The sequence below is a fragment of the Edaphobacter dinghuensis genome, from assembly GCF_014640335.1.
Classification (GTDB): Bacteria; Acidobacteriota; Terriglobia; order Terriglobales; family Acidobacteriaceae; genus Edaphobacter; species Edaphobacter dinghuensis.
Genome location: NZ_BMGT01000003.1, coordinates 981995 through 999926 on the forward strand (window position 1 = coordinate 981995; position 17932 = coordinate 999926).

General features: G+C 56.8%; 5 protein-coding genes. 2 read left to right on the forward strand and 3 right to left on the reverse strand.

Features of this window, described 5'->3' with window-relative positions; genetic code table 11:
* Positions 1–483 precede the first annotated feature (483 nt).
* Positions 484–10335: a pectinesterase family protein gene (locus IEW09_RS15940; protein WP_188555154.1), complete on the forward strand. Its 9852-nt coding sequence runs from the start codon at positions 484–486 to the stop codon at positions 10333–10335.
* 69 nt (positions 10336–10404) lie between these two features.
* A complete protein-coding gene (locus IEW09_RS15945) occupies positions 10405–10962 on the forward strand; it encodes a PEP-CTERM sorting domain-containing protein (protein ID WP_188555155.1) in 558 nt (185 codons plus the stop codon).
* 96 nt (positions 10963–11058) lie between these two features.
* On the opposite strand, the gene IEW09_RS15950 is transcribed toward IEW09_RS15945, so the two are convergent.
* From IEW09_RS15950 to IEW09_RS15960, 3 genes are all read right to left on the reverse strand, one after another.
* The gene (locus IEW09_RS15950; RefSeq protein WP_505661220.1) at positions 11059–12618 is read right to left on the reverse strand and encodes a DUF8769 domain-containing protein; all 1560 of its coding nucleotides are present in this window, start codon (positions 12616–12618) and stop codon (positions 11059–11061) included.
* Positions 12619–12681: 63 nt separating this feature from the next.
* On the reverse strand, positions 12682–13839 hold the full coding sequence (locus tag IEW09_RS15955; RefSeq protein WP_188555157.1) for an acyltransferase family protein: 1158 nt from the start codon (positions 13837–13839) through the stop codon (positions 12682–12684).
* Positions 13840–13950: 111 nt separating this feature from the next.
* Positions 13951–17268, reverse strand: a complete 3318-nt coding sequence (locus IEW09_RS15960) for a TonB-dependent receptor domain-containing protein (protein ID WP_229739371.1) — start codon at positions 17266–17268, stop codon at positions 13951–13953.
* Between the last annotated feature and the right edge of the window lie 664 nt (positions 17269–17932).

The window sequence follows — 17932 nt, forward strand, 5'->3', positions numbered from 1 at the left end:
TTTTCGCTGGATAGATGATCTTGCTTTGACCTTGTTGCTAAATTGGTCCTTCCACACAATCCGAATAAGTAATTACCAGGTATCCGATCCAAGGATGGCGGTTACCATCGGTTGAAGTCTGCCGAATCGACTCGGGTTGATAAATTTTCTCCAATTAATGCTGCAAAATTCTGCAAACTCTTTGTCGTTCGCACTTTTTGGAGATGGACGATGATTGAAAACTTTTCTTGACAAGCAGCTCTCCTGCCCCTTAAAGTTCTCCAGTTCCTGATTTGTAGTTGAGAAATGGACAGACCAGTCATTTTCGTGATCTGTAATAGGTCAGGTGTCTAGAGCTTTGTTGGTCGGGACATGATTCCGTTCTATCGTTACCAGTTTTTGTAGGGAAGCCGTTTTGGAGACAGGTGATAGCCAGACCATCGCCCGAATCTCTTTCTTGTGGTTTTTAGCAGTCTGCGTTTGATAACGAGAGTGAGCAAGTCTATGAAGAGCATTGTCTCCGCCCTGCGGATGTTCCGCAGCATGCCTGCCCTGATGTCCCTTACATTGCTTGTCGTTGCCTTCGGCACGGCGAACTCGATTGCACAGATTGGGCCTGTGGCACTGCCCAATACCATCACCACAGTTGCCGGAGGCGGCGTTACCACGACCGCGGGCGCATCATGTGCTGTTGGCAGTCCCTATAAAGCGACCGATGCCTTTGGCGATGGTTGCCCGGCGAGCATGGCCAGCTTCGGCAGCGATGGCCGTGGCGGGCTGGTGGTCGATGGTGCGGGAGATGTCTTCGTCAGCGATGTGAACAACGAGCTCATCCGCTGGATTAACAGCCGCAGCGGCATCATCAACACGCTCGCGGGCGCAAGCAAGGCATGCGGCACTGCCAGCGGCCAGCAGGACAAGTTCGGCGACGGCTGCCCGGTGTCCGAGACGACGGGCTTCAACTCGCCGCGCGGGCTGGGGATCGACGCCTATGGAAATATCTTCAACGCTGGCTATAACGACCATGCTGTAAATATCATCTGCCGGTCGGCGTCGCCGCTGTGCCCGAATACAGCTGGCACGAAGCAGGTCGGCTCGATGTATCGCATCGCCGGATGCATCGCAGGGGCAACCTCAGGCGGCACGGCCACGGCGGGAACAACGGCAGGTACGAGCGGCGATGGCACGGTAGCAAGCCCGTTCGGCAACCTTGCCGGCGATGTTGCAGCGTGGGGAACGGGAAGCACGGCCTACGGCACCTGCTCGACTACGACAGGCGGACTCAACGGCGCGCGCGGCGTAGCTGCAGATCGTTACGGCAATGTCTACATCGCCGACACCGGGAACAATCGTTATCGTGTGGTAGTTGGGCCGGCGTCGTATAACGGCGTGGTCAATCCGCTGGCGGGCGTACTGAGCCTCGATCCGACATATGCTTCGCTTACGCCGGAGACTGCGGCGGGGAGAATCTATCCCATTCTCGGAGGGTTTACAGCGCCGACAGCGTCCGGTGTGGCCTGTGCTGGAGCGGGTGGCGGAAGCTCGCTTGACAGCAAGGGCGACGGCTGTCCGTTTTATCAGACAGCGGCGGGCAGTGGGCCGCAGGGCATCGCCGTCGATTCGTTCGGCAATGTGATCTTCGGTGACGACGGCAGCTCGCTACTACGGGTTCTGTACATGGGTGGAGCCGCGATGGCCAACGCGATCACGGTGAACAATCCCACAGTGACGGCTCCGGTGGTGGGCTCGGTATATGTGCTGGCCGGAGGTGGAGGCAGCGGCGTGGGGTTGACGCCGTCGAAGGGAACGAGCACCAGCATCGACTCGAACATCTTCAAGGTGACGATTGGCGCGAATGGAAACATCTTTATCGGCGACGGCTCGCAGGTACTGTTTTACGACCTGAGCACGGGATACATTCGCAAACTGTTTGCCGCGGGCGTACCCTGCGCGACGGCGTTGAACTCTATCGGCGATGGTTGTCCTGCGGGGCAGGCGTCGTGGAGCGGAGGCTCGGGCCTTGGCGTCGGCCTTGATCCCGAAGGCAATCTTTACATCACGGATACGGAGGCCAGTTCGCTGGTGCGTAAGATCGCGGCGACGAGCCTGGTTCCTCTTACCACCGGTGCAAGCCTGACGCAGACGATTGTGCTGCATGGAGCCGCGGGAACTACGGGAATTGCGGCTGCTCTAGCTGCGGCATCGCCCGACATCTCGGCAGGAAGTGTGAGCTGCGGGAGTGCAGCAGCCGATGCGACGATGGATTGCACAGTGCCGGTGACTTTTGCACCGGCGTCTCCCGGAGAACATTCGGCGGCGCTGCTGGCTGCATCGGCGGGGAGCAACGGTTCAGCGAGCTTCGCTTTGGCGGGAATGGCAACCGGCGCCGCGGTTGCCGTGGATTCGACGGCACCTTCCACCACAATGATGGGTGCAGGCATTGCGCCGGTCGCGGTCGCGCTGGACGGATCGAGCAACCTCTATGCGATTGATGACAACTCCGGCAAGCTGTGTACGATCAGCAAGGCCAACGTAAGCAGCACCATCAGCGGCACGCTTCCGGCTAACCCCAGTCAGATTGCTGTCGATGCTGCGGGAGATATCTACGTTGTGGGCAGCGGCAGCAGCGGCATTACGAAGTTCACGTTGACGGCTCCGGGAACCTACTCGCAAAGCACGATCAACTACGCTCCACCGCAGAGCCCGGCGGCACCACAGGGAATCGCGGTCGATGCCGAGGGAAATCTCTACGTCTCCGACAAGACCAACCTTGCGGTCTATGAGATTGCAGCGGGTTCGACGTTCGTTCCATTGCAGCCACTGTCGACGGTTGCGTCCGGGCTGGGAAATCCCACGACGCTGGCGTTGGACGGGCAGGGCAATCTGTACATTGCCGATCAAGGCGCGGGCTCGGTGGTCAAGGTTTCAGGAGCGACCGGAGCGCAATCGACAATCCTGAGCGGCATCAGCCCAGCAGGGATTGCGGGAGATGCAGCGGGCAATCTTTATGTGCAAGACAGAAATACGGAGTCGGTGATTGAGGTGCCGGTCTCGGGGCCGCAGACAACGGTTGCGACAGGACTGACTGCGCCAACCGGGCTCGCTGTCGATGGCAGCGGCAACCTGTACAGTGCGGACTCGCACGCCAATGGCATCGCCGAGGTCGAGCGCAGCCAAACGGCGTTCGACTTTGGAACCAGCATTACGACAAGTTTTAGCGGCACATTGACCAACGTCGGCAACTTAGCGGCGACGGGGTTTAACCAGACCGACACGGCTGACTTTCAGATCGCCTCTTCGGGTGGAAATGGATGCACGCTTGGTTCTGCGTCGATCGAGCCGGGATACGCATGCACAATCGCTGCGAGTTTCACGCCCTCGGCAAGCGGGACCGGGCCGGTCTCCGACGTGCTGAGCATGACTCCGGCGTTGAGCATCGGTTCGCTGACACTCTCTGGCACCAAGACCGGAACAGTGGTGACAACGGCGACAGCGATTTCGGCGGAGACGCCCGCGAACCCGGTCTACAGCGCGAGCGGCACCGAAGTTAGCTTTACCGTAACGGTGACTCCTAGCTCTGGTTCGGTCTCGGGCACCAATGTACAGGTGACGGTCGACGCGGGCAGCCCGCAGACCTTTGTGCTATCGGGAACGACGGCGACGGTCGCCCTGACTGGGCTAAGCGCGGGGATGCACTCGATCACGGCCTCGTATCCGACACAGGCTGGAATCGTCGGGTCGACTTCTCAGGCCAGCATGTTTTCAATTGCGCAGGCATCGACTGCGGTGACATGGACTCCTGCGAGCACGACACAGGCTTTCAGCCGTGCCATTGGCGCCGGTGTGCTCGATGCAAGCTCGGGCGGTCTGGCTGGTTTTTACACGTACACGGCGACTCCCGTTGGCGGCAGCGCGCTTTCAATAGATGCCAGCACATATCTTCCAGTGGGAAGCTATGCGCTGGCGGTTACATTTACTCCCGCGGATTCGGTTGACTATATCGGCTCGACAGCATCGGTTGCTGCTTACACGGTGACCAAGGCAGACACCACGGCAGCAGTTGGAGCAACCCAGAGTCTGGTGGCTTCCGATGGCACGGGAAACTACATCTCGGTGCAGGCGGCGGTGAATGCTCTGTCTCCGGTCAGCGGCGGATCGGTGTACATCAAGCCGGGAACGTATACCGGTTTCGTCACGGTGAATACGCCGTTTGTATCGCTGCGCGGTCTGGGCGGAAATCCGGCCAACGTCGTTCTGACTAATGAAGACGGTGCGTTTTCTGCGCCGTTCCTGCCCGGGCAGGGAGTGGGCAACAATGGCTCCTCCGGAGATCAGGGTTCGAGCACAATGGTGGTCGCCAAGGGCAGCCTGAACGGCACGACGTATATTCCCAATGGCTTCTACATGGAAAACCTGTCGGTCGCCAATACCTATGACACCGATAGTACAAACTCCAACACCAATGCGTTGGTAGGCGGCGTGTGCACGGCAGGCCAGGCGGCGAATAACAACCAGGCGCTGTTCAACTCTGGGACGTTGTGTAACTCGCAGGCGCTGGCGCTTTGGATTACGTCGGACCAAGCGGTGCTAAACAATGTGCAGCTAAGCAGTTTGCAGGACACGCTCTATGCCGGTAGCCAGGGTTGTGGCTCGACCTGCGTGGCAGCTCGCCAGTATTTTTGGAGGGGACGAATCAATGGCGATGTGGACTACATCTTCGGCGATGCGGCGACGGTCTTTGATCATACGGTCTTCTACACGGCGTATCACGGCACGGTGACGGGAACAGACACGATTGAAGCGCAGAACAAGAAGGCGCAGACCGGCAGCGCGTCGGATTATCTGAGCGGCTACGTTTTGAACAGCGCCTATCTGCTCTCGCAGAGCGCGGGCATGAGCTCGTTGTACTACGGCCGTCCATATGGGCAGTACTCCACCTACATTATGTTGAACAGCTTTGTGGACCAGGTCAATCCTACGGGCTGGATCGAGTTTTCGGGTGATAGCAACCTTCCGACCTCGACCTACGCCGAGTTCAACACGATGCCGTATACCGACCCGGCTACAGGCTCGCTCGATCCCAACGGCTTTGTGTACGCGGGCGCGGGAGGAAGCTTGGGTGCGGGAATCGCCGGGCCGCGCGAGACGATCTCGACCTCGCCGGGAACTCCTGAAGCAGAGAATGCCATCAAAACAAGTCTCACTGCGGCGCAGGCTGCACCTTACTATCCTGTGGCCTTTCTTTCGAGCACGGTGCCGACGCCGAGCCCTTCGTTCGCAGGATTTGCGACCAACTGGGATCCTACTGCCGCGCTGGCTGACGAGATGAACGCCTTTGTGCCATCAGGTAGTTCCATCACGATTGCCCCCGGCAGCAGCGTCACCATTCTGGTGCGTCCACAAACACCGGGCGCGGGTGCGATTCCAATAGGAACGTATACCGTCTCCGATGGTGGAACTGTGCTGACCTCGGGAACGCTCGACGCATCGGGCGAGGCGTATTACACCACCAGCACGCTGGCGGCAGGCAATCACTCCATTACGACGACCTATAGCGGTGATGCCAACTTCAACGCATCGTCGAGCACGACGCCCTTTGTCATCAAGGTCGTCGCCGCACAATCGACGACGGCGGCGCTGACTACGAGCGCCACGCAGGCGACCCCGGGGCAATCGGTGACGCTGACGGCGACCGTTACTGGCAGCGGAGGAACGCCGACGGGATCGGTGACGTTTGCCGCGGGATCGACCTCACTAGGCTCGATCGCATTGCCCGTAAACGGTGTCGCAGTATTGACGACCACCAACCTTCCCACCGGCGTCAATCTAATCACAGCGACTTACAGCGGTGACAACAACTTCGGCGGGTCTTCTGCTTCGGTGACAGTGACGGTTGCAGGGCAGTTCAGCTTCAGCGTTCCATCGCTCTCCTTCGCCAGCCAACTTGACGGCACCAACTCTTCGGCTGCTTCGGTGACGCTGACGAACAATACTGGTGGCGCGGTCAGCGGATTCTCCATCGCTGCTTCTTCGGGCTTTACTATCTCGAACAACACTTGCGGCGCTACGCTGACGGCTGGGCAGAGCTGTACGCTCGGTGTGGTGTTCGCTCCGGTATCAGGACAGAGCGGAACGATCAGCGGCACGCTGACCGCATCGGGCGGCGGCTTCTCCACGTCGCTTGCACTCTCGGGTATAGCGCAGGAGCCTGCTGCGGCTGCGGTCGCTACAGGAGACACGCGGACGGTGGTTGAACCGAGCTTTCCTTCGGTCTGCCAGTCGTTGACGGCGAGCTTCCACGATGCGAACGAAGATGTTCCAACTTCGGTGGAGGCAGTGAGCACAAGCCTCGATCAGGCGCGCCTGCAAGCTGCTCTGAATGCCTGCACCGGTACTAACCAGGCCGTCGAGCTGTCAATGGATGCGGCGGGCGACAACAGTTTTCTCACCGGCCCCATCACGATTCCCACCGGCGTAACGTTGCTGGTCGATCCCGGTGTGACGCTCTACTTCTCGCGCAACGCTCAGGACTACGACACGACCCCGGGAGTTCATAGCTGCGGTACGGTGAACGCCAACAGTAACACTGCAAGCTGCCAGAACCTGATCAGCATCAGCAACGACAACAACTCCGGCATCATGGGTTACGGCAAGCTCAACGGGCGTGGCGGCGATGTCGTCCTCAACAGCTTCCCCAGCGCAGGATATGAAGGCACCACTACGGGCAAGAGCTGGTGGGACCTTGCCAACGATGCCAACACGCTGAATGGAAGCCAGCAGAACCCACGCGGCATCCAGATCTCGAAGTCCACCAACATTACGCTCTACAAGATCACGTTCAAGAACCCGCCGAACTTCCATATCGCAATCAATACGATCAATGGCCTGACGGTGTGGGACATCAAGATTGTGACGCCGTTCTCGGCGCGCAATACGGACGGCATCGATCCAGGCAATGCGACCAACGTTACCATCAAAAATTCCTGGATCTCGGATGGAGACGATAACGTCGCGGTCGGTGCTCCCAATTCTGCTTCGGCAAATATCTCGGTTGTTGATAATCACTTCTACGCCGGCCACGGAGAGTCCATCGGCAGCATCACTACCGGCGGAGTCACCAACGTGCTCTTCGATCACAACCAGATGTATGGAGACGCGGATGTAGACGGCAGCAACTCTACGGCAATCCGCATCAAGTCGGCCAACGACCGTGGCGGCGTGGTGCAAAACATTCAGTACTCCAACTCCTGCTTCGTCAATCACGGCACGCAGGTTCAGTTCACGCCGCTCTACAACACCAACGCGGGAACGCTCACGCCAAACTTCAAAAACATCCTATTGCAGAATCTGCGGTTCTCCAATCAGGGTGCAGTCGCTACCGGCTCGGTGACCTTCCTTGGGGCCAGCAACAACGGCACCGTCAATCCGCTGGTCGTGACGCTGGATAATGTGACCATCGATACGCTGGCCAGCTCCAATCTCATTGCTCCCAGCAACGCGCAGATTACGCTTGGACCGGGACAGGTTTCGAGCACGCTGACGTCGCTGTTGTTGCCCTACAACGGCAGCAATGGCAATATCATCACCGATGCCCGCACCACACCTGCGTTGATTGCACCGGACTGCACCTTCACCTTCCTCGCGCCGGAGCTAACCGGGCCGAATGGTTTAAATCAAACCGTCACGGACGGCCAGTTTCCCACTGCTGTTGTGATTCTTACACCAACCTTCGCCAGTCAGAGCTATCCCTATCCAACAGGGACGGTCACGTTGACCGATGAGAGCGGCAGAACTTTCACCGCCAGCCTTCCCGGAACAACTGATACTGTCTTTATTCCCATTACCAACGCGCCCGCGGGAACACATACCTATACCGCGAGTTACTCCGGCAATACAACGTATGCTGCGATTTCAAGCTTTGGCAGCTACACCGTCACGGTGAACTCCGGCAATCTGTCCGCGACTACAACGACGTTGACCGGCGTGCCCTCTGCGACCACTTTCGGAGCCGGATTCACAGCCACCGCGACGGTTGCGGGCGCGGCGAAGCCATCAGGTGCGGTGACGTTCCTGGTCAACGGTGCAACCTATGCCACTGTTCCTTTGGCAAACGGAAGTGCGTCGTACAACTTCAACCTGCCACTGGGAACATATTCGCTTAGTGCCGTGTATAGCGGCGATATCAATAACGCAGGCTCTGTCGCTGCGACAACATCGGTTCTGGTGAATGCAGCCAACACGATGACGAGCCTGCAGTCCTCTGCTACAACAGGAACGGTAGGAACGCCGATCACGCTGACGGCAACCGTCAGCTCGGTTGCGGGCACACCGAACGGAACGGTTCAGTTCAGCTACAGCACCAGTGCGAACTCTGCAGGCACGCTGATCGGCAACGCCACGCTGACTAATGGCGTCGCCGTCTACAGCGCGCTTCTGCCCGAAGGAGTCGACAACGTAAGTGCAAGCTATGTGGCCAGTGGAAACTTCGGCGGCTCAACCTCGACTCCGCCGTTGAGCATCACCATTAATCCTGCACCGCTTGTTCCTGTCTCGGCTGCTCCAGTGGCGCTGCCTTACACCATCTCCACCATTGCGGGTGGAGGAAGCTCTTCGACCTGCACCGGCTCCGTCGATAAGTTCAACGACGGCTGCCAGGCGACCAGCGTGCAACTCTCGGGCAGCGGGGCCGACCTGCGCAGTGTCGCAGCCGATGCCTCCGGCAACGTCTACTTCACCGATGCGGCGGCGGCGCTGGTTCGCAAGATCTCTGCCAACGGCGTCCTCACCGACTTCGCCGGATATGTCTCCGGAACGTCTTGCGTCCCCACGGCCACCGTCGGCTGCGCGCCAACTATGGTCAAGCTCTCCGGTAAGCCTCGCGGCATTTATATAGATACGCTGGGCAATCTGTTCATCGCAGGCTATGGCGATAATAAGGTGCAGGAGGTTCGCGCAGCTGACGGGCTAATGTATCTCATCGCCGGAACAGGCAGCGGTCCGGCCAACACCACCGATAACGCTGGTGACGGCGGCCCTGCAACGAGCGCTTTGATGAAGGGGCCACGCGCAGCATGGACCGATGCAGCGGGCAATATCTACATTGCCGACTCAGGTGACAACCGCATCCGAGAGGTATTGAATCCACTGTCGGGGCTTGGCGTGGCGGGCAACATTCAGACGGTCGCGGGCACCGGAGTCAACTCCTCGACTGGCGATGGCGGACTAGCAACAGCAGCCACTATCTCCAATCCGCAGGGAGTGGCGGTCGATGCCAACGGCAATATCTACATCGCGGAGTCGTCGCATGTTCGCGCCGTCTGCGTTACCTGCACGGCGGGTAGCGGACTCTACGAGCTGCTAACGAAGCTGGGCGTGGCGTCGCCAGTCAACGGCAACATCTACACGGTCGCAGGCACATCGACGACGGGCAACACAACGTTTGCGCCGGGTCTGGCGAACACCGTCAACATGGGGCCGCAAAAGATCTCCATCGATGCAGATGGCAATCTCTACATCGCGGACTCGGCCAATAATGTCGTCTGGTTCGAAGATGGCCGCAGTGGCTACACCCGCGTCATCGCCGGCGGGGGCAGCTCGACCTCGTGCAGTCTCTCCGCCATCGGTGATGGATGCGTTGCCACGCAGGCCATTGTCGGCTCCAATGGAGGCAACGGCTTTGGGCTGGCGCTCGATGTTCAGGGCAACCTCTATATCAGCGACTCCACGAACTTCCGCATTCGCAAGGTTTCGAACAATCTTTCCTTCGCTTCCACGCAGGTAGGCACGCCTCTTGCTCAGACCATCCAACTGCACTTCACTCCCGGCGATTCGCCTACCAGCTTGTCGCTCACATCACCCGACTTCACGCTCAGCGCGGGAAGCTGCATCGTCAACTCGCAGGACAATAGTGATGATTGCACCTACACCGCAACCTTCAACCCCACCACCGACGGTCTGCGCTCGACATCATTCACCGTTTCGACTGCGTTGAATAATCCCGGAACCTTTGAACTTACAGGCACGGGCACAGGGCCTATTCCTGGTACGGTGCAATTGATTACCACGGCCGTACTTACACAACTTACTGATGGCAGCTATCAGGCAACTGTCACCATTACGAACAACGGCACTGGAACCGCGCAGAACGTAGAGTTAACCTCTGCCACGCTGGGCTCTGCTGCCGGCACGCCGCTTCCTCTGGCGGCTGGAGATATAGCACCCGGAGGCGGCAACACAACAGTTACCCTCAACTTCCCATCGTCTGCGGGAGTCGCTGGTGCAGCCGCCGTCGAAAAGTATTCAGGGAGCTATACCGGCGGGACCTTCGGCGGCAGTATTCGTGCCAAATTGCCCTGAACATCAAGATTAATTATTCGATGAGATCAATCGCTTCATTCAAATAAAGGACACGGGGAACAAACCATCATGAAAAAAGCAACGTTCACTCTTTCAACACTTCTGGCTCTGTTGTTGGTATTTGGAGCTTCCGCATTTGCGGACACTCTCAACTTGAGCCTCACTGATCCCATTCAGTCCGGAGCTCCCGGCTCTACCGTGTCCTTCATGGCCACAGCATCGGCTCCCATCACCAATGGAGCCACCCTATATCTCAACAGCGACAGCTTCAACGTCGATTCACCGCTTACGCTCGATGACAGTGGATTCCTTCTGAACTTTCCGTTCACCCTCGATCCGGGGGACAGCTTCAACGGCCTCTTATTCTCTGTAGAGATTCCTGCAGGAGCCGCGCTTACGACCTACAACGGCTTCTTCAGCATTCTCGGCGGAGCGGACGGAAACGCCTCTGACATTCTTTCGACGGTCTCCTTCCAGGTAAACGCTGTCGCGGCGAGCGCTGTCCCTGAGCCCAGCAGCATTTTCTTGTTGGCCACCGGCGCTCTCGGAATGGTTTTTCTATTCGGTGGACGGTCCGACCGCGAATCGACCTTCGCGCGTGTGTTTCCATCCTCCAGACAACTATAGTGATGTCACATAGGAAGCTTTGTTTACCGGCTCTCCCGGTATAAGAAATCTCCGGGAGAGCCGCATCAAACAAAACCTATGCGTCGATCCAAAACGCTACTGAATCGTGTGCATATTCAGTCGAATGGAATGAAGCCCCGTATACGTAGCATCGACACAGCCTCCGCAATTCTTAGGCCTAATCGCCGTGAACCCTTTCGCATCGGTTTGCACTGCAACGTCAAATCCCGGCAGAGTCCATGCATCTCGGAGCACGCCTGAGGTCTCAGAGCCGGTGAAGATGCGAAACCTTACATCGCCATCGGTGGCGACAGTTATGCCGCCACGATCTGCTACAGAGTCGATGTTTGGAGAGCGGGTGATCTTCATCCATCCAATCTGACCGGAGGGCATGCGCCATTGAGCTGTGGCAGGATGAAACTGCGTTTTGTTGCCTGTGTCCTTCGTGCGGCTCGTGAACTCTCCGCCCCAGATTGCATGATTGCCAATCCAAGTCGTGGCAGTGCGGCGTGAATCGATCGTTCGATTGATGAAATGCGGCCCCTCGAATTTGCGCAGCTTGGCGAGTGCCGCGTCCGGCACATGAGTCCCAAGAAGCGTGACCTGGGGCGCGAACCATACATCTGCAATCTGAAAAGTGTTAAGTGTCAGGTGCATAGGGAGCGGAGCCTTATCGGCACTTAAAATGCTTCGCATCCATACTCCGCTTGGGGTTACATATTGCGTCATATCCATGCCATAGGAGCGGTCGTAAGGTCCTGCGATATTGCGCAGATTGGGTTGGTAGAAGTCGGCGATGTCTGTCCATAAGCCTGCTTCCATGTCTCTTGCGATCTCGCGCATATGGGGTGTCGATCCATACTCTCGCCAAAGAGCGAGACCATACAGATCGACCCCATAATAAGTCGGTGCATTGAATTCATCAAAGGTCCGATATTGCTGGAAGAGGCGATAGACTTCATTCGTCCATGCTGTGGACTGACTGAGCCAGGCCGCATTCTTATCGTGCACCGCGGCAAAGTCCCAGAGTGCCCCGTACATGAGAGCGATATTGCTATAAGAAGGAACGAGACGTCCATCGTGCATCTCGCCCGAGACGGCTGCGTCGATAGCGCGATACATGCGCTCTTTGAGAGGTGCCGGGATGCGTGTTGGATACTCGATCAAAATCATCTCAAGCGTGGTGCCGACGAAGTGACGCCAGTTTGGATCGTATCCCCGGAAAGCCGGTTCTCCGACAGGCGGCAGAGGTTCTTCTGGCGTGCGCTTAAAGGTGCCAAACCACTTCGCCTTGGGATCGAGGTATTGCTGATCGAGCACTGCGTTAAGGATGTCGATGGCGCGCTGCGCATCTTCAGGATGGTCTCCGGCGCGATCGCGAACCAGCAGGCCGAGAGCGTACCAACTGGACTCGCGGACCATATAGCTCCCGCGAACATTGGTGTGGCCATCGTGAGGGCGGAGGACAAGGTGTGTCCGTGGATCATAGCTCTCATCGAACAAGTGCATCGATTCACTGAACAATTCTCTATCAGCCACTGGTAGAGAGCCTGATCTGAGGTGAAGTGTGGGTTCCAGTTGAGCTAGAGCTGTGCCTGTTGTGACTACCATGCAGAGACATATCAACCAGAATGTATTTCTCATCATTTTCATCATGACTTAGAACTCAAATCGATCTTCGAGCAGTGTAAATAGTTAGATATTGAGTGCGTGAGGCTGCTAAAACTTCAGAAAAATTTTATGCCGGTAGAGATAAGTTGCAGGCAAAGCGCAAACTATAACAAAGACGAAAGAGTAGATCGCCGATAGGAATGCAGATGGGCCGAGTGAGTGCGGCAAGAGACGAAAGAAAAATTGTTGAAGCGACTCTCCGCGAGAAAGAGTGATGACCCCAAGAACGATGGCCAGCACTTCAGAGAAAACGTAAGCCGCAAGTGCATTCGTGCCGAAGATCAACCAGGGAGCAAGTCCTTTGCGTAGCTTCGGAGGGCCGTCGATCGCCCAGAAAAATACCGCCATAAGTGCCATAGAGACACCCGTTGTGAAGATCGCAAAAGAGCTTGTCCACAACCGCTTATTCAATGGAAACCAATGAGCCCAGAGAAGTCCTGCGGCAATGAAGAGAGCGCCGCTAAAAAACAAGATCACGAATTTCTGCCACGCGGCGCGGGGAGTAAGAAGAAGGGAAGCAGCTAGAACGCCGAAGAGGGTGTTGGCCAGGGCAGGTATCGTACTCAAAAAACCTTCCGGGTCATACACCGTGTGATGGTAGAGGTGCGCTGCGGGCACCAGGAAGCGGTCAAGCCATGAGGCGAGATTTCCTGCCGGATCAAGAATGCCGACATCTACGCCGGGTAAGCCATATCCTGGCACACGCACATGCAACATCAGCCACCAGTAGCCAACAAGCGCAAGAATAGCAACGCCCGAGCTTGCGATCACTCCGCCGAAGAGGTAAGTAACGCTCGCCAGGAGATAACAGATCGCGATTCTCTGCAGTACGCCATAAAAGCGAAGATTGCCTATATCGAAGAATGGCAGAGCATTCAGCAAGAGCCCTATGCCAAAGATCAGGAGCGTGCGCTTCAGGACCTGAAGCATAATCACTCCACGCGCTACTTTTTGCGAGAGCCGCTTGCGAAAGGACAGCGTGATCGATACGCCGACCATAAACAGAAAGCAAGGGAAGACGCAATCCGTGAGCGTACATCCGTTCCACGCAGAGTGACGAAGCTGCGCGTAGGAAATATTACTCGCACCCGCGTTATTGACGAGTATCATAAGCGCGATCGTAAGGCCACGCAGCACGTCGAGCGATACCAACCGCTGTGATGCAGGAGTAGATAAGCCTCCGCTTGATAGGTTCGATTGATTCAAGACGCGCTTCTAACCTGTTTGAAGTCTGAGACTGGAAGTAGTTTGAGCATGAAATAAAGGATGGCTATGGCATGGTTCGCGAGCACGAACCATGCCATAGCCATTAGGAGGTTAGAAAGTAAACTTTCCTGCGAACTCTACGGTCCGCTGCTCATAACCGGGGGTTCCGGATATGGAGGTTATGGTCCCGACCGTTGACGGATTGCTGATCGACGCGTTCGGTGTGCCGAAGTTGGGGTGGTTGAATACATTGAAAGAGTCTGCGCGAAGTTGAATGTTATAGCGCTCCGCGAAGAGTATGTTCTTCTGCAGACTCATGTCCCAGTCCTGGAAGGCAGGGCCACGGAGCATATCGTATCCAGAGTTTCCGTATGCGGCACCGGCGATGCCGGCAGCATTGGTGGGAGCAGTGAACGCAGCCGGATTGAACCACTGCGAGCGGCTCTTGTGTGCAGGGTAAAGATGAGCGCCCGGAACGACGCTGGCACGTCCACTAACCAGTCCGACATACGTAACTGCAGGACTGCTGTTCGGCACCGTATAGCTGCCCGGTGCGGAGTAGGCGACAGAGAACGGTTGCCCAGTCTGAATGGTGGTGATGCCGGAGATCTGCCAGCCGCTGACCAGTTTATCGACAAGACCGCCCGATTTTCCGAGTAACATTTGGCCACGTCCAAACGGCAGCAGATACGAGTAGTTGACAGTAAGTGCCTGTGGCGTGATGCCGCCGACGGAGCCGTAAGAGTCGTTAGGTGTTGAGCCCGATGCGTTCTGAATATTCTCGGTCCCTAGAACGCGCGTCCATTGATACTCCGCACCCAGGGTAAATCCATGGCTGTACTGCTTGTGAATACCAATCTGCAACGAGTTCTCATTGCTATGGAAGATTGGAGCCATCAGATAGTTGATCGCGGAGAAGGGCTGCACGTTGTAGGTGGTTTGCACGCTCGCAGTCGTCAACACTGGCTGGCTGGGCAGGTTGATATTAGGAGCATAGTTGCCCGAACCGCCGTAGTTGTTCTGCTTGAGGTTGTGTTGTCCGACGTAACCGATGCGGATGTTCAGACCTCTCTGGAACTGGTGCTCGACGGCAAGGTTGTACTCTTCGGTATACGGCGTCGAAAGTTTCGCTGAAGCATATACCGATGGGTTTGCCGTAAAGGAGCCAGTGGCCGAGAAGGGGTTCGCCATCGTGAACGAAGGTGTACCGCTTGAATTTGTGAAGGTCTCCGAGCTGGTGAAGGGAAGAGTCCCGAAGGGTGCGGTTCCAACATATGAAGCCGGTAACAGGTTGTAGTAGATTCCGAAAGCGCCGCGGATGACCGTATTCGGCGCGGCTTCATAGGCAAAGCCAAGACGTGGTGCAACGTTGTTTTTGTCCTGTCCGAGGTAGTCGAATACGTTAGTCGACAGGCCCACAGAAGGCGCGAGCACGGTAGGCACCGAGGTAAGGAAGTTAGGGATAGCGGACGCAGGATAGGCGTCGGCGAAGACCACAACCTTTTGCAGTGACGGAACGTAGAGAGAGTTGTTGCCATATGGGTTGGGACGGAACCATTGCAGGTCATAGCGCAGTCCTGCGTTGATGGTCAGCTTCGGAATGGGCTTCCAGTCATCCTGGATATACATCCCATATTGAGCAGAGATATTGCGAGTGATGTAGTTGGTAGGGGTAGCGTTGGCTGTCGATGTCGGATAGCCGAGCAAAAAGTCGGCCAGAGCGACGCCGGTGTACTTGTTATTCGTAAAGGTATAGGAGCCGCGTTGCGGGGTCTGTGCGGAGTCGTTCCAGTGATTGTCGTAGAGGTACGAAAAGCCAGCCTTGATGGTGTGCTTCGGAAAGACCTTGGTCACTGCGGTATTGAACTGTCCAACTTGCTCCAGATCCTTTGAACCGGCCTCCGATACAGACTGGATATTGGTAATGCTGATCTGCGGCGCACCCTGAATCAGCTCAGAACCCAGGCCGGGGATGATCGAAGAGAAGTCGGTCTTATAGTTCTGCGGCGTGCGGTAGATCGGCAGATGAAAGAACGACGCGTAGGTGTCGATCAGCAGCGTTGGGGAGAAAGTATGGGTGTAGCCCAGGATGAAGTTGCTGTTGTGCTCGCCATCCTGCGCGTTGCCGCCCTGCAGACTATCGCTGCCCTGGGTTGCATTGGGGCCATAAAACGCGCGCAGATAGGTGAAGCGAATCTGGTTATTGTCGTTGAATTTGTGATCCAGACGCACGGAATAACGTGTCGACTTGCTCAGCTCCTGAACCTCTTCGAACGTGTTGACACCGCAACCGGCTTGGGTCGGCTTGGGATAAAGGATGGTGAGCAGTTGCTGATCGACAGCACTCAGCGGCGTATTAATGATGTTGCCCGGATAGGGCTGCCCGGTGACCGGGTTTTTAATGATGGTGCTGGTGGTTGAGCTGGGAGCGCAGGGGCCGCCCGCAAGCAGCTCGCTGAAATCGCCGCTGCGCTCTTTCAATGTAGGTTGCTGTGTGTTCAACGCATAAGACTGTGTGAGGCGAAAGCCTTCAAACGCGAAGAAGAAGAAGCTGCGGTCGCGGCCGTTGTAAACCTTCGGAATCAGGATAGGGCCTGACAGATTGCCGCCGTATTCGTTTCTCTCGTAGGGAGGACGCGGCTGGCTGCCGGAGAAGAAGCTCTTTGCCGAGGTTCCCTTGGAGCGGTTGTACTCCAATACCTCGCCATGCAATTTGTTTGTGCCGCTGGCACTGACAACGATGATCTGCGAAGGCTGGTTGAACTCTGCTGGTGCGCCATTGCTGAGCACTTTGAATTGCGAGATCGCGTCGATCGACGGAACCTCGCCCTCGCCGCGCTGCAGGGTGACTTCCTGATTCGTTACACCATCGAGTGTCGAACCGAGCCCGCCATAAGCGTTACGACCGCCAGTGCCGATGGCGGCGGTGACGCCGCGGGTGGCGAGCTGGTCCTGCGCTCCGGCATTCTGCACGCCGGGAGCAAGAGCGATGAGGCCGATGATGCTGAGACGCCCATTGAGCGGTGTGTTCTGAATGGCCTGGCTATCGACGACCAATCCAATTGAAGAATCGGCGGTCTGGATGACAGGTGCAACGCTGCTGACGGTTACGCTCTCGTTCTGAGATCCGAGCTGGAGTTGAGCGTTCACCTGGGCGACCTGGTCGATTGCAAGGGTCAAATGCTCCTGGATGAAGCTCTTGAACTCGGCCTTGTCGATCTTGACGGTGTATTGGCCTGGGGGGAGCTGTGGAACGGTGAAAGAGCCCACGTCCGACGAGGTCACAGTATGGACGGCATTCGTCTCGACCTGGGTGACGGTGACGGTTGCGCCGGGGATGGATGCGCCAGTGGAATCGGTTACCGTGCCGGTAATGGAACCCGTAATACCCTGGCCGAAGGCGGCGGGAAGCAGCATACCGATTGTCATGAGCCAAAGACATACGTGTACCGCAAGCCGTATCGCTCTTTTGCCCACCTTTTGCGAGATCACTTGGTCTGGCTTCTCCGTAAAATATTTCATCTTGCTCCTCTCAACTGGCCGGTTCTTTGAAGAGTCCCGTGCCATTCCTGTGAATCGCGCTTCATCCTTAACTCTTAGTGAGTCAAAAAAATGCTCTGATTCAGGTGGAAGTCATGCTGCCTATCCGCACGGACGACGAGCAAGTCAATTTACAGTGAGAGTGAAGTAAGAACTGTGTAAGAAGATCGCTTTTATCCGGTTTCAAGCCGTTCGTTCCTTAGCGAGCGGCTGGTAAACCGCTCATTTCAAAACTCAGGGTGCCCCGTCGGTGATTTCTGTATGAAGCAGTCATGGGCGATGGATCGGCACACCATTCAATTGGATCTACTTGATGTAAAACCTTCCTTCCTCCGCTCCCGGGGCATGGATATGAAGTCAGGAACCGACTCCGTAATATAGCTGGCCCTCGTCGCTGGATTAAAGGGAGTTAATCGAGGGTGTGGGAGACCTGTTCATCGCCGTGGAGGGTATCGGACACATGATCTTCAAGAGATATGTATCCATATTAAAGATAGAACCTCAGCGCCCGGCGTCCTTGCCCTTCCCGGTAGAGCTTTCGGGGCGCCGGGAG

Coding starts and splice junctions, on each gene's coding strand:
- IEW09_RS15940 (WP_188555154.1), top strand. CDS start 484: ATGAAGAGCATTGTCTCCGCCCTGCGGATGTTCCGCAGCATGCCTGCC.
- IEW09_RS15960 (WP_229739371.1), bottom strand. CDS start 17,268: ATGACAATCGGTATGCTGCTTCCCGCCGCCTTCGGCCAGGGTATTACG.
- IEW09_RS15950 (WP_505661220.1), bottom strand. CDS start 12,618: ATGATGAAAATGATGAGAAATACATTCTGGTTGATATGTCTCTGCATG.
- IEW09_RS15945 (WP_188555155.1), top strand. CDS start 10,405: ATGAAAAAAGCAACGTTCACTCTTTCAACACTTCTGGCTCTGTTGTTG.